Genomic DNA, 22,955 nt, shown 5'->3' with positions numbered 1-22,955 from the left:
TATATATAAATGCTATATAAAAATCAGATGTTCAAACATCATTGTAATATGCCTCCCATCATCAACCTTCAAACACATCGTTCCTTAGCGTGGTTATTCCTGTATAACATGTATCCACTTGCATTTTAGCTACAGTGAGTGAATTATAAGAATCATAATCGTAGGGATTTACACCTATATTCAACGTGTCATTTAATGAATTAAGATCTCCCAGCACAACCTCGCAGAAATCTTGAAGCCCTGTAATTGTATCAAATAACTCACCAACATCTCCCCTAAATTTTGATATTTTTGTTTCAGGAATATTCCCTTGCTCAGGTTGGTAATCCTGAACAGGGATAAGCAATATATCTTTCACATCTTCAGATATATCTTCTATGTCCCCTAATTGTAATTCAATGCCGCTAATTGAATTTGACACACCAACCTGCATACCAGACAGTTGATAACGACAACCCTGAATATTATTATTAATAATATCTTGTGATGCCATATTTAGTGCATCTTCCCACTGCTCTGCAGGCCCGAGAATCGAGGATATAATACCTGTGCACGCATTCAATGCATCGTTAGCACTTGCAATTGAGCGATTAACGTACACAATGGCAGGTTCCGGTAATCCACTATAATTTTCAGATAGAGAACCTGATATATCACTAATTGTTTCTTTATACTGGTAAATGTTAATAATACCCCCTTGTATTAAATAGTTAGCCTAATGACTTGGTTCTACTATTTAAGAATAACTTGGAAGAATATCAAAAACAGTCTGGCCAGAGCTTGCGGTAACTGTACTGATACCATCCATTTGTTTTTTTATAGTATCAACATCCTGTTTAACAGTTACTATCGCCGAATCTGCCGTATTCAAGAACATTGTTCTAACAGCATCAGTGCTCATTATGCCGTTATCTAAATCGTTGACTAAAGTTGATAAATCCGAAGATAGAGAAGACCAGGCGTTGGACATACTTTCTGCTGCGGTGACTGCCAAGCTAACCCGGTTAGCGAGTGATAGGTATCCTGATGAAATCCCATGCGCCAGTTTAACTTCAGCTTGAAGGTTCGCATCCTCTGACAATAAGGTTGCTTTTAGTTTCATATCTCCAACTAACTCGGCAAGTGAAGCCCCCTCACCAGCTGCAGATGTGCATACTGTTATAGCCCCACCAACTACCATACCTGTCGCAGCGCCACCTGTAACAACATCTGCTAATGCGCCAATGAAAATAGATATTATCCCACCAATTAAGCCGACAAAACTCAGTACTATCCCTGCCTCTTCTCCCGCTATTTTGGTATCGAGTGAGGCTATTTGCTTACGATTACTATCGAGCACACCACTATTACCATTCAGTGCCGCATTCAATTCAGTTACAATCTGATCGAAATTCCCAGTATCACGGCTCAATTCTTCAGATAAGGTGCTAAGAAGAGAAGATGTATTATTACACTCTGACTCATATTTTTGCGACGTGGTCAATAATGCCTGAATGACTGTGATCCAATCTTGAGGAGTTGCGTTTTCAGGGACACTTTCCGGAACAGCTTGATGGAGTGCATAATAATTTCCAATATTAGATAAGTTACTTATTATCTGCTTCTGTATCGTATTCAGATAAAAACTAGCGTGAGTTTGTGCAGTGCCGAGTGAGGTGTTTATTTTCTGTTGATAATCATTGAGCGACTTGTCATAGGAAAAGTCAACTTCAGGTTGCTCCAGCACGCTATTACAGTAGCCTTGAATAGTGATTGCCTGAGAAGTCTGAGACTTATTGGAGTTATTAATATTCAGTGCGGTTTGGTTAAGATCCACGAGTATGTCCTTTTTTTAGATGAATGTGACTATATGTTAGATTAAACCCCTAACGCTAAAACCTTAGGTTAAGGTCATTTGTTTTTCCAGAGCCACCCCATGAAAATAAGTTATTCATTACTAATTAAATAACTTATTAAGGAAAATTTTTTTTGATTAAATAACCCAGCATACATATATAAGCAATAAAGCCATCCGAATATCAGAACTATTAAATTACGTTACCGTAATTAACCAAACTACTTACGCCGAAAATATTGGGGTCACTATATTGGTGCTTAATTAACGAAAATGCGGCAAAGTTACATACAACCGTGACATGTCACTTTAGATTTATCGGCATTTTTAATCACGTCACAAGCCACTTGATTTTGTTTTTGTGACATGTCACGATTTTAAAAGAGCAAGCCGCAACTGCCAGCATAAGATTTACTGATAAATGCACAAGTTGACATTGAACTAACCCACTTCAACACTGCAAGCCTATAGCGCAACAATCCGCATAACTCTATTCACTACCCCATCCCCCTGAAAACCACACCAGACAAGGCCTCCCCTCACTTTTCGAAATGCATAAAAAGTGAATTTCTAGTCATACAAAGCGGGGGCGGGGGGGTAACGCGGAAAGAGGTTTTGACGCTGCATTTTCATATCCGCAATGGCCGTAAAAATGCCATCAGAAAACCCATAATTGCCACCCTATTCACTGCATCAGAACGATGAGATCCGACGGGCAATAAAAAAGCGCCTGACAGCGTGGACTGTAGGCGCTTTTGTGCGGAATGATATTAAGGGTAAATTGAATAGGATTTTTATCCTATTCAGATGTGGCAGTCGGCTTAGTGCCAAAAGCGGAAGTAGCTAACAGCACTTAGTGTTGATCAACGGAGAGCGGGTCAATTAAATAGGCTAATTTAATTGAGAGCTAGTGTAACTATGAGTAGACACACTCATTAGCGATGAGCGTGTTCCCATATTAATGATCAGATTATGATAACGCAGCTCGTTGATAAAGAGGCATAATCTCTTGATAAACCTGATTGTAAAGCTCTGATTTTAGCAGACTGTATTTTTCAGTCATAATAAGTGTTTTAAACTGATTCGTTTCTCTTTCAAATGAAACAGAGCCGATAATTAGCTGACTATTAGTTGATAAACCATCAATACATAAATCGAATAACTTTTTCGTTGTGTGCGGATCTGGATCTTGCTGTTTAGGCGAGTCAATTACTACTGGAAGCATAGGGCTTGTCGATTTATTTTCTATTGTTTTGAGAAGAGCATAGTGATAAGCCAATATTGATCTTGGAGCACGGCTGCCTGTTTCGCTCTTAGAAATCAGGCCATACTGAAGAATAGTTCCAACTTTAGGATCTTTGATACCTAACTCAGTTTGTGCAAACTTCAGTGACTCTTTAAACTTATCATTGATTTCTTTTGCTCGCTTTTTATCTTCGAACTTTGCTATTTCTTTTGAAAGCTGAGTTTTAGCAATATCCAATTCACCAATTTTTAGCAGTAATTCATTAATTTGCTCATCGAAAGTTACCTCAACCTGCTTACTTGCTTGAGACTTAATAACGTCTTGAAGAGACAATTGCTCTTTGACTTCCTGAAGCATGTCTTTGAGTTCTGAGCTTAGGCTTTTAGCATTTTTCAAATCTTCTTTGATTTTAGTGATTTGATCATCATATACAGACTTTTCCTCATACAACTTTGGTATGATTTGCAATAGCTTTTCTTTGTTCTCAAGTACTACATATCTCGCTTCTAAGCCTGCTGATGGTAGCAAAGAATCTATATCATTTTCATCGAGCTGTCTTTTTGACTCATCGATTTCTGCTACTAACTCATCTCGTAGAGATAATACTTTTATGAGCTTAATTCTGTATTCTGTCTCTTCTTGATGTAGTTCTTGGCACTTACGAAGGAAACGCTCCAGCAGCTCTTCATAATATTTTACATCCACATCGAAAAGTACTCTTCCAAATGACTCTTCGAATCGCTTCTTAGCTCCCTTTAGAGCTTTTAACGTCGTTCGGATTTCAACAAGATCGATATCAATTAAATTAATCTTTCCCTGTAAAGTGTAATACTCCTTTGGTTTTACACCAGCATGAAAATTCAAGATATTGTTTTGCCAGTCCTTATACATTGCCAAACTGCTGAATGAATCTAAAACTTTCCCCCAACCGTTATCTTGATCAATATAGTAAGGGAGATAAAGACTTGCTGGTTGTGCTTGTCCCTGAACCAAATTACTTTTAGTCACAAGCTCCAAATTGAAATCAAAGATATCACGTACAGTTAATGCAATCTCTGTACGAGAGCTAGAGGTCACTAAGTGATGCTCTTGTCCTTCTGTTATATCGAAAATGGAAATACGTTTTTCGTGGCGAAGAAACGCATAGTCACGATTACTGACACAAATAACAACTTTTGAAACAAAGTTATCTTCTTTCCACTTTTTATCCAGCCGAACATCGGCACCTAATGTATGATATAAACTCTTAATAAAGCTAGATTTACCTGTGTCGTTCTCACCTGTAATGATATTGATATCAGGTGAGAACTTGAAAGAGAATCCTTTCTTATCGCGAAGGGATAATATGTGAGCACTTTTAAAGTATATGCTTTTCATTATTCACCTCCCTCAAATAGTTTCTGGATTATTGAGTAAACAACGATACATTCTTTCTTCCCTGACTTTAAAGTCAATGCATAATCTGAACAAAGTGCATCAATTTTGTGCATGGTTTCAGTTACGTATAGTTTCAAATCCGAGCAAACACTCGCCTGATCGTAAAGGCTAACTGCATATTCTAGATATACAGTCGAAGGATTTTTTGTGTTTTGGTTAAGGTCGATGCAAACTTGTGAGAAACTGGCTTGCAGGCTAACACGCTGAACCGATGTTTTGCCAAGATCATTGAATAGGGGACTAGCTTTGTCCCAATTAGGCTTTAAACTATTACTTACATTCAAGGAATCAAGCACACCGTTCAATGCTTCTGATGAGAAACCTTTTCGTGAGATAAGTTCAGAAAAATTAATAATATCTGCGGATTTTATCTTGGATTTTTCTCGACATGCCTGTTCAAGCAAAGACGCTAATGCATTGACACTCAGGCTAATGCTATCGCCAAACTTCTTGCTAAGGAAATCGCATAGCTTACCTTTTAGATGTGTAATGTGGTCATCTAGGCTTAATGAGGATTGAACGAATCGCATAACAGAAAGATCGATACTGGAGTCATCAAGCTTTACTTGATCTTTGATTGCTTTCTTAAAGCTCGTCTGATACTCCACTTTGACTTCATTTGCACCAAAACAAGACTTACCACCGTTTTCCTCACATAGATTGAAAGAAGCATTAGTAACAAAAAGGAGCTTAGGTGAATATTCGGCGAAATTCTTATGATGAATAAATAACTTACCGATGATAGATACGGGTTTCTTCTTGGTGCTATTACTCAGAGTGGATGCAGTCCAGTGTTTCTCTCTTGTTTTTACTTGAGCAAATGTGAGTTGTGTTGGAGAAACTTCGTCATCAAGAATAAGAACATCATCATGATATTCGAAGATAAACACATAGTTCTTTTCATCTAGTTCATATTCCAGCATTTGAGATAAAGCCCAGCAAGTTTGATAGTCAAACCCACGTTGAGCAATCTCACCGCCTCTTTCAGACTGCGGAATACTAACCAAAGCTTCAGCTAACCCCATATACTCCCTTATGTCTAGTTCAATGGATTTGCGTAATAACATCATTAATCCGATTGAATACAAATAGTAGCATTAGCACGAACTATTCGGTAACACATTCTGATAGTTAAAAATATGTGAGTTGCAGCATCGAAACAGAGAAGCTAAGTAAGCGACTTTGTCCATAGCGGAAGTCGCAGCTCTATTCGTTCAGCGTATTCGTTCAGAGCAGCACCAAGAGGCTTTGAAGAACGGGCTGGCGGCGCTCGCCAAGCGTTTTGGAGACGATGAGCATGGTGAAGGCTATGAGAAGGTGGGGCCTGTTGCCTACACACACTTCTTCGTCGAGGACGACGAAGATGATCTTGTTAGTCGGCAGCGTTTCGCAGCTGGGTTAGTCCAGAGCTTGCTGGCCGAGGTTGTGACCTGCTCCCCGTTAATTCATACAGAATACTGTTGGCAATGTCCGCTTTTCGCTCATAGCTGACGCTCAGATTCAATCGAGCCCTACCTCTACCTCAAGTCGCGGTCAATACATTCAAAGCCACAATAAAAACATGTGGCTTCGTTTATTTTATATAGCTATCAGTCAGTTCAATTATATATACCCAACATCAGTTTCTTATACCCCCTGGTCTGCCAGCACGCCGAATCCCCCTGTAAGCAGCAACCGTCTTTTTCGCCCGGCAAGGTATCCCCACAGCGTTTACAGCTACTTTTCTTCAGTTCGGCCAGTTGCTTGTGCAATAGCTTATTGTCCTGGCGGATCAAGCCAGTCAGATATTCGGTAATGTCGTAAGGCTGGCGAGCTATGCGGCGCTGCTCGCATCCTTCCAGCACCATTGCCAGTTCCCGCTCATCTAACCGCAGAGAAACCATAGTGATACCTGCCTCTTTATCGCGCAGACGCTGAGCGCGTTTGCGGTCGCTTGCTGTCGTCATATTATCCTCGGTGATCGTGATGTGCCGGAATGGCGTGTTCAAGTCGTAATTGGGCCATCCTTTGCATTAGCCCGGCGGCTGTCTGTTCTGTAGCAGGTTTGGCTTTCACGCAATAAAGCGCCCCATCCTGATTACTCCGGTATTTTTGCCCCTCAACCGTCAAGGTTGCGCCGCCAGCCATGGCCCGCGCCTGTATCTCGCTGATGGCAATGCCCATCGAATCAGCAAAATCACGGATTTTTGTCGCCAGCGGTGCCATTTCGGCTAATTTCTGTGCCCGTTCGCTGGCCTTTTTAATGGATGTCTGCCGTGCAGCGGCTTCGGCCGGTGTTAAAGTGCGAGCCTTTGGGGCTGATAACGGCTCTTTTTTTATCCTTCGCAGCAATGCCCGGCGCTGTGCATCGGTCAAGGTATTGAGATCGCCTATTTTTAACTCTGACGTTCTGTCTGTTTCCTCTCCGCATTCGTGTATTTTTTGCACCACCGGAGAGTTATTGACAGAACTCCAAGGGACGGCGGGGCCGTCCTGAAAAACATCAACCCCCACGGCAACGGCGGGTTTCGCCTTTTGGCAGGCGACAATCTTCCAACTTTTTAAGCGAGTGCAAATACGGGATGCTTCCCCTAAGATCGGGGAATAGATACCGAAAATCTTCTCAGTGATTTCGCCGTAGGCATTGGGCTGTTCATTGTCCTGATAGGCAATGCGCACGGTGTAATCTGCACGCGGGATCAGGACGCCGCCCTGTTGCATGATGTAGGTAGCAAAACAACTGACGTCAGCCGCCGACATCACAGCATCCATCGCCGGATCAAGTAATAGCTTTTTCCCTCGCATTGCCGCGGCCTTAGCTGCAATAACTGTGGGAGCAGTTTTTTCATCTATCAGGTGCTGTAGGGCTAACTTATATTCATCTGACTTAATCAGGTCATTGAGTAGCTTGTTATTCAGCTTGCGCAGCTCTCGCCAAACGGTCACCGGCGGGGTGCCTATTGGCTGGTATTGGCGGATGCGGTGGCGTGATGCCCAGGCCATAGCAAAGCGGGCCGTTTCTTTCAGCGGCTTGCCGGTTTCGTGGTCTAGCTCGCCATCCAGCGCGTAACCATCAATGTTTTTACTGATGTATTTAGCGATATAGGCGGTGGCACTGCCTTTTTTCGGATCCAGTTGTTTAGCGGTAAAGCGGGCGCTGGTACGCTTACCCAATTCGGCTCGGTCTGTTTTTACGGCGTAGGCGCGCATAATCTCGGTGATCGCGTGGCACTCTTGCGGCTTCATAAATAACAATAAGTGCCAGTGCGGCGTGCCATCGTGATGCGGTTCGGCCACACGAAAGCCGTAAACCCGCAGGCCATCACGCCCCAGCTTCGAACCTATATTCGCCCATAATTTAGACAGGTAGGCTTGCGCCTGCGGCGGGGTGCTATGATCCCACTTGGGGTTAGCGTGACCGCTTTGATTGGTAGCGTGGTACTTCGATGGGCAAGTGATGGTATAGAACACGCCCACATCCCCACGCGACTGTGCGACAAGTTCAATCCCTTTCATGCGCGCCATCAATTCATGGCGGCGAATGGTTGGATTGCTGATACTGGCGTCCACCATTGCCTCTAAAGAAACGGTGTGACCTTCATCGTCTATTAGCTCATGTTTTTTGAAGAACTCGCGATTCCGGCGCTTTTGCTCTGTCCAGTCGGCCAGCGCCTCTTTGCTGATATAAGGCGCAGCCCGTTTATGGATAAAACCGGCAGCGCGGAGCTGGCTTTCCCGCCAGTCATTGCGCAACCGCCACAATTTCCGTTCCCACCAATCGGGATTAATCATCCGGGCAATCGCGGAAAGGCAAACCGTGCGATCTAAAGGCTCCTCGCCGGGTTGCCCAGGACGCGGCCCCAGTTCGCGCCAGCGTGGAGGTTGAACTCGCAGGGTTCGCACTTCAAAAGCGATATTGCGATAAATATGAAGCAACGCCGCATCGGACAGATCGCCAACTTCGCCGGTCGGGGTTTCCACTTCGGTACAAAACATTTCGTTAATACGCCCGGCCACCTCGTTAGCGATGGACTTTACCCGGCGTTTACTTAGCTCTGCCAGATGACCGAAAACACCATGCAGGTAAACTTTTAACTCGGCAGTATGGCTCTGGCTAACGCCCTGATATTGACGTACCGCATCCAAACGCAGCAATGCATTCTTGCCGGTACCGGTCAAAAATGCATTGGTCTGTTTAGTGCCGCGATTATCACGTAGCCATCTGATTTTATTTTGGAAATAGGACTTAATAAAAACGGGTTGTTGGTTAATCCGTTCTTCAATGCCTTCCGGCGTTTCAGCCCATTGTTGCTGGCTACGCTGATAATTAACGCGCTCCTGTTCAGCCCGCTGTTTACGGATATTTAACAGTGTGCGGTTAGGCTCTCTGAATTCGGTATAACCCAATTTTTCCTGGCGTTTAAGATAGCGAACGACCAACGGGTGAGACTGCGGCCTTTCAACCACAGCAAAAGGAATGGGCGACTGATAGCCGCCAATGGCAGGAATGGGCTTATTCCAGGTGTAAGCCCATTCAGTCGGTGACTCAATACTCATTGAATCGTTCCGAGCGTAGCAATAATCTCCTGCGCTTTCTGACGGCCATCGCCTTTGCAACTGATAGAGCGCGGCGCGGTAATACTGTGGACGGCGAAAAGAGCGTAAAGCTCGGCAGCGCGGGGTGTGTCGCTATTGGAAACCACCACCTTGCAACCGTTATCAGCGGTATTTACCAGCGCCAAAGCTAGGCGACGTTGATCATCATCGGTAAAACCATCAGTGTGATAGTGGGTAAAATCGGCCGTTTTAGACGTTGGGATATACGGTGGATCGCAATAAACCACATCGCCTGGGACTGCCATATTCAGCGTCTCGGAAAAGTCGCAGCATAGGAACGTGGCGTTCTTGGCCTTTTCTGCAAAGAAACGGATCTCAGCTTCGGGGAAGTAAGGCGCTTTATATTTACCGTAAGGAACATTAAAACCGCCGCTTTGGTTATAGCGGCACATACCATTAAAACAATGGCGATTGAGATACAGAAATATTACCGCTCTGCGGAGTGCGTCACTGTTGCCGGTATTGAAGACATTGCGGAATTCATAATATTGCGCGGCGGTGTTAGCCGTCATAAACAAGGACGAGGCCAGGTTGATTAGCCCGCTCGTTTCTCTTTTGGCGATGTTGTAAAAGTTAATCAGGTCAGCATTAATATCCGTTATCAAATAGTCGTCATAATCCGTATTCAACATGACCGAACAGGAACCGGCGAACGGCTCAACCAGCCGCTTACCAGCAGGTAAATGCTGGCCCAGGGTTTCCATAATACGGGCCTTGGAGCCAGCCCATTTCAAAGGGGAGCGATTAATAGCCATTGTTTGCACACTCATGGCTTTGATTCTGAATCTTTTCGGACTCTTCGCGCAGCAGCTGTACCGCTTCCTTAACGTTTAAACTACGGGCAACAATCACGTTTGCCAGATTCTCTAAATGAACAGAAGTGATAATTGCCTGATTTTTTCTCTCATCCATTCGCATATTATTGAGGCTATCGCTGTAAGCGATATTTAATTCAGTTCGATTATTTCTCATTCTAAAAACCTGATTTTAGGTAATAGGGATCCCGACGCAGTCATAGCGCCTGATTTGATCGGATGTAATTAAATAGGGATTAAATCAAACTTCTGGGTATTGAATTTAAATCTACCCATAACGCTAAGGTCGCTTTACGAACGGCCTGACGTTCATGAATATCTAATTGTCTAAACGGCACTGAATGACGTTGTTTTTTTATCCCAGCGGCGTAATAAATAAGTCCTTTGGACTTGCCTGTACTCAGTAATTCCAAATGCTCTTCAAATTCTTCATCGGGATCGCGATTAAACATGACTCTGATGCGGTTTAAATGATGTAAACCTGTTTGCTGTACCCACTCTTGCATCGCGAGAGGGGATTTATCTGTGTTGACTTGCTCCATCATGTACCTCTCGATCGGAGAGTGAATTACGCGGCCATATCGCTAATGAATCCCAACGATTCCGGTACGACGCCGCCATTACACTGAGTGACCAGTAATTCCAACGCCTGAGCGCTAGTGTGATCTCCAGACGCTTGCGCAGTGCTTAGCAGCCCTTCCAAGCCGACACTCAGGCGAAAAGCATAATCATTAAGGGAAAACATTCGCACCTCGTCGGCAACAGCGGAAGCGATACGCAGGTTTTCGGCCTTGAAGTGGTATTGCTGCAACAACTCATTGATCAATATGAAATAGGCTTGCTTCATTTCTTATCCTTTAAAGTTGCTGGTACGTTTTGCGTTCGGTTTCTTTTTTGTTGATTATGCGGCTACGGTGATCGTGAATAACCGCACGGGCTGAAAGAAAGGCAATCCAAACGAGTGCTGCCAATAAGGCTATTGCTCCGCTGGTTAATTCGGCTAATTGGCCGGGCATGTCTCGACCTCATCGTTAAATGGTTGCGGGGCAATGCCGGACGTTTTGAATTCTTGCAGGGCCGCACTGAGCTGATGAAAAGCGTTTAATTCAGAGCCGCATAACTGCCAGGCTATCGTTGTGATCATGGTTAATCCTGCAATGGCATTACAGGTGATAACTTCTTTTTCACGTGCACGAAGATGAGGGCTAAACGAGAAAGCTTCGCCTTTATCTGATGCACAGAGATTTAACTCAGCTATTTCAGCCGTGTAGGTTCGTAATATGGCGTTAGCCACCGGTAAGCAAATGGATTTCATGCTGCGGCTCCCGTTGTGCGTTGGCTATACAACCAGTCAATGTATTGAGTCGCCAGAGATTGTGAGTAGAAATAGCCAAACGACTGATCGCCCAACAGCACCTCATACCGCGCAATTGGGTTAATTGCCGTACTGCGGCGATAAGCGAGCACAAACGAGCGATAACCTTTTGAGTTTTTGCTGATTGGGGTTATTGAGTGGCTCATGCTGCCACACCAGAAACACTTCGATGCCCTCTTCCTGGTTTTTTGGCACTGATTCGGTCTTTCCATCCGTGCCACTCAGATGGAGCATCTTCAACTAATTGCTCAGCGTATTTATCCCACTCTGACCGACTGATCCACAACTCAGCATGACCGCCTGGTTTAGAGGGATCAGCCATATAGAACGCGGGCAACTTCCCAGCCTTTGCCATTGATACAACGGCTGTAACGGTCTTACCTACATACAGAGCGAAACCTTCTTTCGAAAGAAGATTGGCGGGTTTTTCTGACAATCTGATTGTTTTTTTAGATAGAAAATCTCCATTATCTAATAAACTTTCAGATCCAAGAGTTTTAGCGACATCTGACATTTGCTATTCTCCTTTGTGGTTCCTGCATTTCGACTTAGCACTAATTAGCACTAGTTAAGTCTGATGCGGGGTTTCATTGTTGTATAAAAATAAGAGATCTGTAGTTTTATGTCAACACCTCAAAGCGAGAAACTTAAGCTCATGAGAGAATCTGAGCGAATGAAAATAAAGGAAGTTGCTGATTTGGTAGGACTTAATTACGTTACTTACCATAACTATGAGTCAGGAAAGGCTAAGATGTCTTTTGAGGCTGGAATGAAATTATTCAAACACCCAAGATTTAGGAAATATCGGGATTGGTTTATGTTTGATGAAATTAATCCCGGAGCTGGACAGATCGCTCCGGCACTCTCCCCTGATGGGCAAGTCGGAATAATCTCTACCCACTTCGGGAAAGAGATTGGTTAAGTATTTATCAAAGCTATATTTTCGAAATAATATTCCAAGACAATGATTTCATTGGAGAGATTTCTTATGTCAATTAAGAGACTCGACGATGGAAAATATGAAGTGGACGTAAGGCCGCAGGGTTCCGAAGGAAAGCGAGTCCGGCGTAAATTCAGTACCAAAGGTGAAGCACTGATTTTTGAACGACATGTGCTGGTTAATTACCACAACAAAGATTGGCTTGAGAAACCCGCAGATCGAAGAAAGTTAACCGACTTATTGGGATTATGGTGGATTTATCATGGTAAGAGCCATTCACGCGGTGAAATTGAGAGAGGCCGTCTCAATACCATTTTGGCAAAATTTGCTCAAATGGGCGTGACTAGAGCAGACCAATTGACAAAAAAATCTATAACGGACTATCGCGTTCAGATGCTGAATAATGGGCTTAAAGGTTCAAGCGTTAACCGACACCATGCAATCCTAATGGGTATGTTCACAAAGCTAATCAATGCTGGCGAATATCACTGCAAAAATCCATTCAGTGAGATCAAAAAGTTTAAAGAAGCAGAAGCGGAAATGTCATTTCTGTCGTCTGATGAGATAAGCAGTTTGCTGTCCAGATTGACGGGAGATGATCGAAGTGTAGCGCTAATTTGTTTAGCAACCGGTGGTAGATGGGGTGAAGTTGCTGGCTTAAAAGGTGAGCATGTTTTCAACAACATGGTTACCTTTATGAAAACAAAAAACGGGAAACGACGCTCTGTTCCTATCTCAGCAGAATTATTCAAGCTGATAAAGGTGCGGAGTACAGGCTTACTATTTGAGTCAAACTACACAAAAACCCGTAGAATACTAAGGGCAATGAAACCCGACATTCCAAATGGTCAAGCTGTACACATATTAAGGCACACTTTCGCCACACACTTTATGATGAATGGAGGTAATATTATTACACTACAACGAATTCTAGGGCATTCCACCATTCAACAAACGATGACATACGCGCATTATGCTCCAGACTTTTTGCAAGATGCCGTAGCCTTGAATCCTTTAAAAGGAATGTCCATATAATGTCCATCATTCAGCACCAAATAGCTCTAACTGGAACTTTATGAACAACATAACCAATTGTAATACAACGGAAAGCCCCGTTGCAGAGGGGGTGGCTAAGTCAGTACTTGGTCGCATTCACTCATTTGAATCCTGTGGCACCGTTGATGGTCCCGGCATCCGCTTTATCGTTTTCTTTCAAGGCTGTTTGATGCGTTGCCTGTACTGTCACAACCGCGACACTTGGGATACCCACGGCGGTAAGGAAGTGACGGTTGAAGAGCTGGTCAAAGAAGCCGTGACCTACCGACACTTTATGAACGCATCCGGCGGCGGCGTGACCGCATCCGGCGGCGAAGCCATTTTACAGGCTGAATTTGTGCGTGACTGGTTCCGCGCTTGTCATAAAGAAGGCATTCATACCTGTCTGGATACCAACGGATTTGTTCGCCGTTACGATCCGGTGATTGATGAATTGCTGGATGAAACCGATTTGGTGATGTTGGATCTGAAACAAATGGATGATTCCATTCATCAAAATCTGGTCGGCGTGTCTAACCATCGTACTCTGGAATTCGCTCGTTATCTGGCGAAACGCAACCAGAAAACCTGGATTCGCTACGTTGTGGTTCCGGGTTGGTCAGATGACGATAAATCCGCCCATATGTTAGGTGAGTTTACCCAAAATATGACTAACATCGAGAAAATCGAATTGCTACCTTACCATGAGTTAGGCAAGCATAAATGGGTAGCCATGGGCGAAGAATATAAGCTGGACGGCGTTAAGCCACCATCCAAAGAAATTATGGATCGAGTGAAAGGTATCCTGGAAAGTTACGGTCACAAAGTGATTTACTGACTTATCGTTTATTCTGCCAGCCGGGATTTCGCAACCGGCTGGCAGAGAGCGTTACACCGCCGCAAAAGGCGTGTGTTGCTGATCCGGTTTCTTCAGCAGCATCATCAGATACACCAATGCCACTCCCGCAATCATCACGAATAATAAATTATCAGAAAAATTCTGCATCAGCATTGATGTCATGGTCGGCCCAGCCAGACTGCCGATGGTGTAACTCATCAATAAAGCCTGATTCATCGCCACTAACTCATCGGAACTGGCTTTTTCACAGGCCCAGGCCATAGCGACTGGATAGAGCGTAAAACCTGCCGCCCCCAGAATAAATAGCGCTGGCGCCATCGCATAGTTACTGAGCATCGCGATACAGCCCAATATCACGACAAATACCTGAATACGCAGCACCAGCAGGCGACCATAGCGATCGGCCATGCGCCCTACCGGCCATTGTCCGAAGATCCCCGAACTGACCAGCAGCGCCATCCACCATCCGACGTTGGCATCGCTCATCCCCTGATGGGATAAATACAGCGGCATTAGCCCGTAGAGCGATCCCAGCACGATACCTGAGATAATACAGCCATTGATACCCAAGCGAGCGCTACGACGCTTAAACATCGGCCAAACCTTCACATGGGTGGTTTCAGCCGACTGATTAGCGAAGTGAGCAAATAGAAGTGGCAACATCGCAGTAATCACCAACGCGCTCACCCAAGGAATCACGCTGGCCAACTGGGTAGAGACCATGCCCAAGAGCAGTTGGCCACCCACGGTGCCCAGATAATATATCGTCATATACGCCGCCAATAGCTGTCCACGATTAGTTGGCGTGCCGCTGCGTAACAATGCGCTTTCTACAATTACCCAAATCAACGCGCAGGCTACACCGGCCATAAAACGCCAGCCCAACCAGCTCCAGAAATCGACTGACAGCATCAGCCCGCAGGTCGCCGCCGCAAATAACAGGCAAGAGTAGTGATAGCTGCGATTAAAGCCCAAACGCTGAATAAGTCGGCCAGCGATCAAGGTTCCCGCAAGATTACCGCTGAAATATGAAGAACTTACCATACCCACTTGCCACACTGGCAAATGCTGGTGGCTAAGCCACAGGGGAACTAATGTATTTAATACCGCGATTGAAACTGTAAATAGCAAAAGCCCACAGAGCAACAATAGCACTGGGCGAGAGTATGCGGACATAGTGAAACGAGGACCGTTGGCGCGATGGAAAGTGAGCGCATCATGCCACTGGTGATAAAAAAGTCAATTGCTCTGACAGTGGTAATAGCACGATATGCTACCAGCGTGGTTTTTATGCTATCTCATCAAACAATAAGCCTGCAAACAAAATGTTGAGTTTCTCCACTTTTACTTTCAGGAACTTCCCTCATCTCAGGAGATATTCCGAAATAAACGCCCAAATTTAGGCCATTAAAAAGCCCCGCAATGCGAGGCTTTGAACATCAACAGCTGAAATCTATGGCTTAGCCGCCAATGTATTCCAAGCCGCCCATGTACGGACGTAATACTTCGGGAACCTGAATACGACCATCCGCTTGCTGATAGTTTTCCAGTACCGCGACTAAAGTACGGCCAACAGCCAGACCAGAACCATTCAGGGTATGAACCAGACGTGGTTTACGGTCAACTTTGTTACGGCAGCGCGCTTGCATACGACGCGCCTGGAAATCCCACATATTGGAACATGAGGAGATTTCGCGGTAAGTGTTCTGCGCGGGCAGCCACACTTCCAGATCGTAGGTTTTGCTTGAACCGAAGCCCATGTCGCCGGTGCACAGCAACATTTTACGATAAGGCAGACCCAGCAATTGCAGTACTTTCTCCGCGTGGCCGGTCAGTTCTTCCAGCGCATCCATGGAATCTTCTGGACGAGTGATCTGTACCATTTCGACTTTATCGAACTGATGCATACGAATCAGACCACGGGTATCCCGACCATAAGAACCGGCTTCTGAACGGAAACACGGCGTATGGGCAGTCATTTTCAATGGCAGGGATTCTTCTTCCAGAATCTCGTCGCGTACCAGGTTGGTTACTGGCACTTCTGCCGTTGGAATCAGCGCGTAGTTGCTGCTGTCAGACTCTTCTTCCAGCGGTTTGGTGTGGAACAGATCGCCACCAAATTTAGGTAATTGGCCAGTGCCGTAAAGCGTGGCGTGGTTAACCAGATACGGAACGTAAGTTTCCAGATAGCCGTGCTTTTCAGTGTGCAGATCCAGCATGAACTGCGCTAATGCGCGATGCATACGGGCAATTTGCCCTTTCATCACCACAAAACGCGCGCCGGTCAGCTTAACCGCAGCAGCAAAATCCAGACCGCCAGCCATTTCACCTAGAGCAACGTGATCGCGAACGTCAAAATCATACTGGCGCGGTTCGCCCCAACGGCTCACTTCCAGATTGTCGTTCTCATCTTTACCGACTGGCACAGAATCATCCGGCAGGTTAGGAATAGAAAGCGCCAAATCGCGAATTTCGTTTTGCAGCGTTTCCAATTCAGCTTTAGCGGCATCCAGCTGGTCACCCAACGCATTAACTTCAAGACGTAATGGCTCGATATCTTCACCACGAGCTTTTGCCGCACCGATCATTTTCGATCGAGAGTTACGTTCTGCCTGCAGATTTTCTGTTTCGGTCTGTAAAACTTTGCGGCGTGCTTCTTGTGCGCGCAACGTATCAACATCAAGTTTAAAACCTCTGCGAGCAAGTTTTTCTGCGACTGCGTCTAGCTCATTGCGCAGCATATTGGGATCGAGCATGCTAGTCCTGTGCTTGTAGTTAAAAAAATAAAGGGTTGTTAGAAGAAATCTTACTGACGTAAGCGAAGTATTCTCCGCTTACCAAGTAGTTATAAAGATAACCTTACCGCAACGACAAGGCTAGCGGTAGCGTTTTATCGGGCTATTTTGATCCTGCTCAGCCAACCATGCCAGCTTTTCACCTATTTTACCTTCAAGACCGCGTGAAGTCGGCGAATAGTAGCGGGTTGCCGCCATTTCCGGCGGGAAATAGTTCTCACCGGCCGCGTAGGCATTTTGTTCGTCATGAGCATAACGATACTCCGCGCCCAGCCCCATTTCCTTCATTAATTTGGTTGGTGCGTTCCGCAGATGTTCTGGCACATCAAAATCAGGCATTTCACGTGCATCACGCATCGCCGCTTTGAAAGCGGTATAAACCGCATTACTCTTGGGCGCACAGGCAAGATAAACAATGGCTTGGGCGATGGCTCTTTCACCTTCTGCCGGGCCGACGCGGGTGAAGCAATCCCAGGCAGAAATAGCGACTTGCATCGCGCGAGGATCGGCATTGCCGACGTCTTCCGAAGCAATGGCTAACAAACGCCGGGCTACATATAGCGGATCGCCACCGGCGGTAATAATACGGGCGTACCAATACAGCGCGGCATCCGGCGCCGAGCCTCGTACCGACTTATGCAGCGCCGAAATCAGATCGTAATAGCGGTCGCCTTTGTTATCAAAGCGAGCGCTACGCTCCCCCGAAACTTCTTTCAATAATTCAGGAGTCAGTACTCGCACACCTTTGGCATCAATTTCAGCCATATCCGCCATCATTTCCAGGCTATTTAGCGCCCGGCGAGCGTCTCCTCCCACCAACTCCGACATCATGCGGCGGGTTTCATCCAGTAACTTGATATTCTGACCGCCCAAACCGCGGGTACTATCAGACATCGCCTGATCGATCACTTTCTCGATATCTGCCGCTGTCAGCGCTTTCAGCAAATAGACCCGGGCTCGAGAAAGCAAAGCCGAATTGAGTTCGAAAGAGGGATTTTCGGTGGTGGCACCGATAAAAGTAATAGTACCGTCTTCAATATGAGGCAAAAACGCATCCTGCTGGCTTTTGTTGAAGCGATGTACTTCATCAACAAACAGAATAGTCCGCCGCCCAGCATCACGGTTTTGACGCGCCCGCTCGATCGCTTCGCGGATCTCTTTGATCCCGGAGGTCACGGCAGAGATACGCTCCACATCTGCCTGCCCATAGCGGCCAATAATTTCAGCTAACGTGGTTTTACCGGTTCCCGGCGGCCCCCATAGGATCATCGAATGCAGTTGCCCTGCTTCAATCGCACGTGGCAATGGTTTACCCGGAGCTAATAAATGCTGCTGTCCGATATATTCAGCCAACGTTAAAGGCCGCATACGCGCGGCCAATGGCTGAAACTCGTTTTGAGAAAAATCGAGGGATAGATTACTCACTCACACCTCACTGGCGCTGGTCGTCCAGTGTAACCCCCTTCGGCGGGGTAAACTTGAATTTGCTGGCATCGAACGTGCTGTTTTGCTGGCCTTTCAGCACATAGGCGCTGCGCTGGCCGTCTTGTTCGACGGCGGTAAAGCCTTTGATCGTGCCGCCTGGCGTCACGCTGATGGCGAACTGTTTCAGATTACCGCTCGGCGCTTTTGGCGTCAGCTCAAAATCATCGCCTTTCTGTTTCACATTGTACTGTTTCCAGTCATCCGGATTATTGCGGGTAATCAGCATAAACGGTGTGTTGCCGGTTGAGTTTTTCAACCAGGTTGCCGTCGCCTGTTCAACAAAAGGATTATAGAACCACAGCGTTTCGCCGTCAGAGATAAGCACGCTTTCGTCTGGCGAAGTCATATGCCAGTTGAACAGATTTGGGCGTTTTACCCACAGGTCGCCTTCACCTTCTTGTACCGCCGCGCCGTCAGCGCTGGTCACGTACTGCGAGAACTTAGCGTGGAAACTGTTCACTTTGCTCAGGCGGCCTTGAAGATCCTGGCTTGCATCGGCCAAAGCGGAGGCGGAAATAACACTGGAGAGCAAACAGCAGGCAACGAGCAGCTTTTTCATGATTCCAAATACCTTGTAAATGCTATTACCCCGGCAAATATTGCCATAGGGACCTATTCAATAATTAACTATCTGCACTCTAGCCGAAGCCTATTATTCAGCTATAGCACAATAATCTGATAAACAGCATGGTTTACGCTTCTTTGCACAGCATTCACTAAAAGAATGATTGTGCGTCAATGTTACCAATCTTTCTGGTCGTAGCCTGAAACCTTAGAACGACCGCTGAAAAGCTTTAATTATCAATTTAAACGCGCTTTATCTTTTAGCTCAAGGGCCGCAATGCGGCCCTTTTATACGTCATGATCCGATCATTGATAACGATTATTCATGAGGCGGTGGAGCTAACACCTCACGGTTACCGTTATGGCCTTGCGGACTAACGATTTGCTGGGCTTCCATCTGTTCGATAATACGGGCAGCTCGGTTATAACCAATGCGGAACTGGCGTTGAACCCCGGAAATAGAGGCTCGGCGTTTTTCCAACACAAAGCTGACAGCCTGATCGAACAGCGGATCCAGTTCTTCATCGCTATCCAGCCCTAAACTACCGCCTTCGCTGTCATCACTGCCGTTAAGGATGCTTTCGATGTACTGCGGACGCCCGCGAGCCTTCCAGTCGTTAACCACCGCATGCACTTCCTGATCGCGTACAAAGGCACCGTGCACTCGCACCGGTATCGATGAGTTTGGCGCCATATACAGCATATCACCCATGCCCAACAACGATTCTGCACCGCCCTGATCGAGAATGGTACGGGAATCGATCTTGCTGGACACGGTAAAGGCAATCCGAGTCGGTATGTTAGCTTTAATCAAGCCGGTGATCACATCCACCGATGGACGCTGAGTCGCCAGCACCAGATGAATACCTGCGGCACGCGCTTTCTGCGCCAAACGGGCAATCAGCTCTTCCACTTTCTTACCGACGGTCATCATCAAATCGGCAAATTCATCTACCATCACCACGATGTATGGCAGTTTCACCAGCATTGGCGGTTCGATATCCATGCCGTCGCCTGGTTTCCAGAACGGATCGGGAATCGGACGCCCCATAGCTTCAGCCTGCGCCACGCGTTCGTTATAACCCGCTAAATTACGCACGCCAAGCGCGGACATCAGCTTATAACGTCGTTCCATTTCGCCCACACACCAGCGCAGCGCATTAGCGGCATCCTTCATATCGGTAACCACTTCGGTCAACAAATGAGGAATACCTTCATACACTGACAGTTCCAGCATTTTCGGGTCGATCATGATGAAACGAACTTCATCCGGAGTCGCTTTATACAAGATACTCAGGATCATGGCGTTAACACCGACCGATTTACCGGAACCCGTCGTACCCGCAACCAGTAAGTGTGGCATTTTGCCCAGATCCGCCACCACCGGCTGCCCGGCAATGTCTTTACCCAGCACAATAGCCAGCGGCGAAGTGTTATCACGGAATTTAGCGCAGTCCAGCACTTCTCGTAGATAGACGGTCTGGCGACGTTTATTCGGTAACTCCAACCCGACATAAGGCTTACCTGGAATCACTTCCACCACGCGCACCGCAATGGCAGAGAGAGAACGCGCCAAATCGCGCGACAGGTTAGAAATACGTGAAGCTTTCACCCCTGGAGCCAAATCCAGCTCGAAGCGGGTAATCACCGGCCCCGGCGATATTCCCACCACTTCGGCTTTGACCCGATAATCTCCAAGACGCGCTTCAACCAAACGCGCAGTTTGCTCCAAGGCAAACATATCCACCGGTTCTTCCTCTTCTGGCGGAGAAGCCAGCAGATCCAGCGTCGGCAGTGGTGTCGTTGGTTTTTGCAGCGGCTGATCGTTACGCATCAGGAACGGATGAATCAGGCTGTCCATAGCAGGAACAGGCTGCGGTACCGGTTGAGGTGCGGCCGGTGCCTGCGGAGCAGCCGTCGGATAAGTCGGCGCATTCTGGGCTGTCGAATAGGCCGACTCCGCTGGTGCCGCAGGCTGAGGAGCCACCGGCTGCTGATAGACGGGTGCGGCTGGCTGCTGCACTGGAGGTTCAGCCTGATACTGCGGTTCCGGCTGCGTGGGCTCTTCGGTATAAGGTGACAGCGTAAACAGCGGTTCGCGCGGCGTATCGTCGACCAAATCCGCAACCGGCGAGAAGGTGAATGCATTATGCGTATCAACCGGGCGACTTGGCACCACGACTGGCTCAGATTCAGAAGATATCCCGTAACGACTTTGCTGTTGAGCAGCAAAGGCCTGACGCAGCTCCGCGTCCTGCAACGCTTGTTCATCTTCCGGTTCGATCTGCGGCTCTGGCTCTGCGGCATAATTTTCACCGTAGCGCTGGTTTTCCCGATCGGCGAAAGCTTTACGCAGCATGGCCTGTTGCAACGCATCTTCGTCGTGCTGCGCTTCCACACTTTGCGGCGCGCTAGGCTGAGGCTCAACGCCCTGACGAGCGCGTTGCTCCTGCTCTGCCATGCGCTGTGACGGCAACTTGATACCATAAGAAGCCATTTCACGACGGGTAGGAATACGCACAGGGTTAGGACGAGGCAACTCAGGGCCAATACCCTGTTTAATCTGGGAGTTACTGTCACTTATAGCGGTAAACGCTGGCATAAAGGTTGCCGCGGCGGCCGTGGACACCCCATGACCCACGGCAGGAATAGAGCCGGTGACAGCCGAAGGTGAGCTTTCAGCGCCCGACTCGTCACCGAAACCAGGATTCATATAAGGCGTTGATTCCACGCGATCGCTGTGGCGCTGAGCGGCGGTAAAATCAAACGGCGACGGCTGCGGATCGGCATCCCATGTGCCCATTTGCGGCTCACGTTTCTCAGGCTCGGCGGTTGGGCGGATCGGTGCCGGTGTTTCTTCAGGAATTTCGAAGGAATATAGCGGCGGTGTCGCCAGATTCTCGGTCATTGGCGATGCGCTGTGGCTAACATTTTGCGCTGACGCAGTTTCAGCCGGCGCCGTTTCTGTCGAAGCCCACGGCTGATGCTGAGTCTGTGTATCATCAACGTCTGTTGCCCTCATCGTGCTCAGAAGCGGATCATCATAAGGCGCTGCTGCCGTCTGTGGCGCAGCATCAGGGATAACCGGAGCAACAGCGGCATTTTCACCAGGACTTTCCGTTGGGATTTTAGTCAGCGATGGTGCCGAGAACAGGACATCATCAACGTCATCACTCGCGTTGGCTGTTGTCGCAGCAACGACCGATGCGGCTACGCCGGGTTGAGCGTCGGGTTCATCGGCAATTTCGGCATCCAGATAATCGTCATCTTCATCTCTTTGACGCTCAGATCTGCGGGAACGGTTGGTCAGAAAGGCCAAAGAACCCAGCACTACCCCACCGATTTTTTCGGCAATAACTAGCCATGACCAGCCGGTAAACAGGGTTAAGCCTACCGCCCAGATACACAGCAGCGTCAGCGTCGCGCCCACGCCGTTGAACCACGGCAGCATCGCGTTACTGAACAGGCTGCCAATCACACCGCCGGAAGCAAAGTAGTACAAATCATCGACATTCAGCGCAGCCAGCCCGCAGGATGTCAAAATCAGCGCCAGCGTGCCGATCAGTTTGAGAGAGAGGCTGAAATAGTCGATATGATCGCTGTCATCACGCTGGCGGAATGCGGCCCAGCACAACATCACCATGATCGGCGGAATGGCGTAAGCCAGCACACCAAAGGTGAAGAACAACGTATCGGCCATCCAGGCGCCAACGCTGCCACCCAGATTATGAATAGGTTCATGCCATGCGGTCTGTGACCAGCTTGGATCGGAAGGGTTGAAACTGATCAGCGCGGCCATCAGGTACGCTGCCAAAATAGTTACCACAATCAGTACGGCTTCAAGTAAACGACGCCCGTTGCTGAGTTTCTTCAGGGTAACTTCTTTATCTTCTGTATATTCCTGGCTCAAGAAAGGCTCTCCAGGTCCTGTGAATTGGTAATAGAAACAACGCCGAGAAACCTTCCCGGCGCTG

Annotated in this window: 21 protein-coding genes; 3 read left to right on the top strand and 18 right to left on the bottom strand. The window is 47.1% G+C overall.

Features of this window, described 5'->3' with window-relative positions; translation table 11 throughout:
* Positions 1–61 precede the first annotated feature (61 nt).
* The 13 genes from DBA33_RS07270 to DBA33_RS07205 form a co-directional block, all read right to left on the bottom strand.
* The gene (locus tag DBA33_RS07270; RefSeq protein ID WP_120806050.1) at positions 62–601 is read right to left on the bottom strand and encodes a hypothetical protein; all 540 of its coding nucleotides are present in this window, start codon (positions 599–601) and stop codon (positions 62–64) included.
* Positions 602–736: 135 nt separating this feature from the next.
* Complete coding sequence (locus tag DBA33_RS07265) at positions 737–1,816, bottom strand: HBL/NHE enterotoxin family protein (protein ID WP_162975177.1); 1,080 nt, start codon at positions 1,814–1,816, stop codon at positions 737–739.
* Between the two features lie 988 nt (positions 1,817–2,804).
* Complete coding sequence (locus DBA33_RS07260; RefSeq protein ID WP_120806046.1) at positions 2,805–4,457, bottom strand: AAA family ATPase; 1,653 nt, start codon at positions 4,455–4,457, stop codon at positions 2,805–2,807.
* Positions 4,457–5,542, bottom strand: coding sequence for a DUF4297 domain-containing protein (locus tag DBA33_RS07255; RefSeq protein ID WP_162975176.1), 1,086 nt, complete (start codon positions 5,540–5,542; stop codon positions 4,457–4,459). The genes DBA33_RS07260 and DBA33_RS07255 overlap by 1 nt, the downstream gene beginning before the upstream one ends.
* A 573-nt stretch (positions 5,543–6,115) precedes the next feature.
* Complete coding sequence (locus DBA33_RS07245) at positions 6,116–6,463, bottom strand: hypothetical protein (protein WP_120806043.1); 348 nt, start codon at positions 6,461–6,463, stop codon at positions 6,116–6,118.
* Between the two features lies 1 nt (position 6,464).
* Positions 6,465–9,053, bottom strand: a complete 2,589-nt coding sequence (locus DBA33_RS07240) for a replication endonuclease (protein WP_120806041.1) — start codon at positions 9,051–9,053, stop codon at positions 6,465–6,467.
* Complete coding sequence (locus DBA33_RS07235; protein WP_240442689.1) at positions 9,050–9,883, bottom strand: Dam family site-specific DNA-(adenine-N6)-methyltransferase; 834 nt, start codon at positions 9,881–9,883, stop codon at positions 9,050–9,052. The genes DBA33_RS07240 and DBA33_RS07235 overlap by 4 nt, the downstream gene beginning before the upstream one ends.
* Positions 9,858–10,085 carry a DUF2732 family protein gene (locus tag DBA33_RS07230; protein WP_120806037.1) on the bottom strand — a complete coding sequence of 76 codons (228 nt, stop codon included), beginning with the start codon at positions 10,083–10,085 and terminating at the stop codon, positions 9,858–9,860. The genes DBA33_RS07235 and DBA33_RS07230 overlap by 26 nt, the downstream gene beginning before the upstream one ends.
* Positions 10,086–10,164: 79 nt before the next feature.
* A complete protein-coding gene (locus DBA33_RS07225; protein WP_240442688.1) occupies positions 10,165–10,473 on the bottom strand; it encodes a DUF5347 domain-containing protein in 309 nt (102 codons plus the stop codon).
* Positions 10,474–10,496: 23 nt separating this feature from the next.
* Complete coding sequence (locus tag DBA33_RS07220; RefSeq protein ID WP_120806035.1) at positions 10,497–10,775, bottom strand: hypothetical protein; 279 nt, start codon at positions 10,773–10,775, stop codon at positions 10,497–10,499.
* A 153-nt stretch (positions 10,776–10,928) separates the two neighbouring features.
* The gene (locus DBA33_RS07215) at positions 10,929–11,243 is read right to left on the bottom strand and encodes a hypothetical protein (RefSeq protein WP_120806033.1); all 315 of its coding nucleotides are present in this window, start codon (positions 11,241–11,243) and stop codon (positions 10,929–10,931) included.
* Positions 11,240–11,449: a hypothetical protein gene (locus tag DBA33_RS07210; RefSeq protein WP_120806031.1), complete on the bottom strand. Its 210-nt coding sequence runs from the start codon at positions 11,447–11,449 to the stop codon at positions 11,240–11,242. The genes DBA33_RS07215 and DBA33_RS07210 overlap by 4 nt, the downstream gene beginning before the upstream one ends.
* Positions 11,446–11,817, bottom strand: a complete 372-nt coding sequence (locus tag DBA33_RS07205; protein WP_120806029.1) for a Cox family DNA-binding protein — start codon at positions 11,815–11,817, stop codon at positions 11,446–11,448. Before DBA33_RS07205 ends, DBA33_RS07210 begins: the two co-directional genes overlap by 4 nt.
* Before the next feature lie 108 nt (positions 11,818–11,925).
* Here DBA33_RS07205 and DBA33_RS07200 point away from each other — a divergent pair, with 108 nt between their 5' ends.
* The 3 genes from DBA33_RS07200 to pflA all read left to right on the top strand — a co-directional run bounded on the left by DBA33_RS07200 (position 11,926) and on the right by pflA (position 14,116).
* Complete coding sequence (locus DBA33_RS07200) at positions 11,926–12,225, top strand: helix-turn-helix transcriptional regulator (protein WP_120806028.1); 300 nt, start codon at positions 11,926–11,928, stop codon at positions 12,223–12,225.
* A 66-nt stretch (positions 12,226–12,291) separates the two neighbouring features.
* Positions 12,292–13,278: a tyrosine-type recombinase/integrase gene (locus DBA33_RS07195; RefSeq protein ID WP_120806026.1), complete on the top strand. Its 987-nt coding sequence runs from the start codon at positions 12,292–12,294 to the stop codon at positions 13,276–13,278.
* Positions 13,279–13,318: 40 nt separating this feature from the next.
* The gene (gene pflA, locus DBA33_RS07190) at positions 13,319–14,116 is read left to right on the top strand and encodes a pyruvate formate lyase 1-activating protein (protein ID WP_120806024.1); all 798 of its coding nucleotides are present in this window, start codon (positions 13,319–13,321) and stop codon (positions 14,114–14,116) included.
* Between the two features lie 51 nt (positions 14,117–14,167).
* On the opposite strand, the gene DBA33_RS07185 is transcribed toward pflA, so the two are convergent.
* The 5 genes from DBA33_RS07185 to DBA33_RS07165 form a co-directional block, all read right to left on the bottom strand.
* A complete protein-coding gene (locus DBA33_RS07185) occupies positions 14,168–15,313 on the bottom strand; it encodes an MFS transporter (protein ID WP_064512881.1) in 1,146 nt (381 codons plus the stop codon).
* A gap of 284 nt (positions 15,314–15,597) precedes the next feature.
* Positions 15,598–16,893, bottom strand: coding sequence for a serine--tRNA ligase (gene serS, locus DBA33_RS07180; RefSeq protein ID WP_064512879.1), 1,296 nt, complete (start codon positions 16,891–16,893; stop codon positions 15,598–15,600).
* 120 nt (positions 16,894–17,013) lie between these two features.
* On the bottom strand, positions 17,014–18,357 hold the full coding sequence (locus DBA33_RS07175; protein ID WP_064512877.1) for a replication-associated recombination protein A: 1,344 nt from the start codon (positions 18,355–18,357) through the stop codon (positions 17,014–17,016).
* 7 nt (positions 18,358–18,364) lie between these two features.
* Positions 18,365–18,976: an outer membrane lipoprotein chaperone LolA gene (lolA, locus tag DBA33_RS07170; RefSeq protein WP_064512875.1), complete on the bottom strand. Its 612-nt coding sequence runs from the start codon at positions 18,974–18,976 to the stop codon at positions 18,365–18,367.
* Positions 18,977–19,300: 324 nt separating this feature from the next.
* Positions 19,301–22,891: a DNA translocase FtsK 4TM domain-containing protein gene (locus DBA33_RS07165; RefSeq protein WP_120806022.1), complete on the bottom strand. Its 3,591-nt coding sequence runs from the start codon at positions 22,889–22,891 to the stop codon at positions 19,301–19,303.
* Positions 22,892–22,955 lie beyond the last annotated feature (64 nt).

The organism is Yersinia sp. IP36721, from assembly GCF_003634395.1.
GTDB classification, from domain to species: domain Bacteria; phylum Pseudomonadota; class Gammaproteobacteria; order Enterobacterales; family Enterobacteriaceae; genus Yersinia; species Yersinia entomophaga.
Note: the sequence above shows the minus strand (reverse complement) of the source record. Positions and strands in the feature narration are given on the sequence as shown.

Bases quoted from the DNA above. Each gene is read 5' to 3' on its own strand.
- DBA33_RS07260 (WP_120806046.1), bottom strand. From the start codon at position 4,457: ATGAAAAGCATATACTTTAAAAGTGCTCACATATTATCCCTTCGCGAT.
- DBA33_RS07255 (WP_162975176.1), bottom strand. From the start codon at position 5,542: ATGGGGTTAGCTGAAGCTTTGGTTAGTATTCCGCAGTCTGAAAGAGGC.
- DBA33_RS07245 (WP_120806043.1), bottom strand. From the start codon at position 6,463: ATGACGACAGCAAGCGACCGCAAACGCGCTCAGCGTCTGCGCGATAAA.
- DBA33_RS07240 (WP_120806041.1), bottom strand. From the start codon at position 9,053: ATGAGTATTGAGTCACCGACTGAATGGGCTTACACCTGGAATAAGCCC.
- DBA33_RS07235 (WP_240442689.1), bottom strand. From the start codon at position 9,883: ATGAGTGTGCAAACAATGGCTATTAATCGCTCCCCTTTGAAATGGGCT.
- DBA33_RS07230 (WP_120806037.1), bottom strand. From the start codon at position 10,085: ATGAGAAATAATCGAACTGAATTAAATATCGCTTACAGCGATAGCCTC.
- DBA33_RS07225 (WP_240442688.1), bottom strand. From the start codon at position 10,473: ATGATGGAGCAAGTCAACACAGATAAATCCCCTCTCGCGATGCAAGAG.
- DBA33_RS07220 (WP_120806035.1), bottom strand. From the start codon at position 10,775: ATGAAGCAAGCCTATTTCATATTGATCAATGAGTTGTTGCAGCAATAC.
- DBA33_RS07215 (WP_120806033.1), bottom strand. From the start codon at position 11,243: ATGAAATCCATTTGCTTACCGGTGGCTAACGCCATATTACGAACCTAC.
- DBA33_RS07210 (WP_120806031.1), bottom strand. From the start codon at position 11,449: ATGAGCCACTCAATAACCCCAATCAGCAAAAACTCAAAAGGTTATCGC.
- DBA33_RS07205 (WP_120806029.1), bottom strand. From the start codon at position 11,817: ATGTCAGATGTCGCTAAAACTCTTGGATCTGAAAGTTTATTAGATAAT.
- DBA33_RS07200 (WP_120806028.1), top strand. From the start codon at position 11,926: ATGTCAACACCTCAAAGCGAGAAACTTAAGCTCATGAGAGAATCTGAG.
- DBA33_RS07195 (WP_120806026.1), top strand. From the start codon at position 12,292: ATGTCAATTAAGAGACTCGACGATGGAAAATATGAAGTGGACGTAAGG.
- pflA (WP_120806024.1), top strand. From the start codon at position 13,319: ATGAACAACATAACCAATTGTAATACAACGGAAAGCCCCGTTGCAGAG.
- DBA33_RS07185 (WP_064512881.1), bottom strand. From the start codon at position 15,313: ATGTCCGCATACTCTCGCCCAGTGCTATTGTTGCTCTGTGGGCTTTTG.
- serS (WP_064512879.1), bottom strand. From the start codon at position 16,893: ATGCTCGATCCCAATATGCTGCGCAATGAGCTAGACGCAGTCGCAGAA.
- lolA (WP_064512875.1), bottom strand. From the start codon at position 18,976: ATGAAAAAGCTGCTCGTTGCCTGCTGTTTGCTCTCCAGTGTTATTTCC.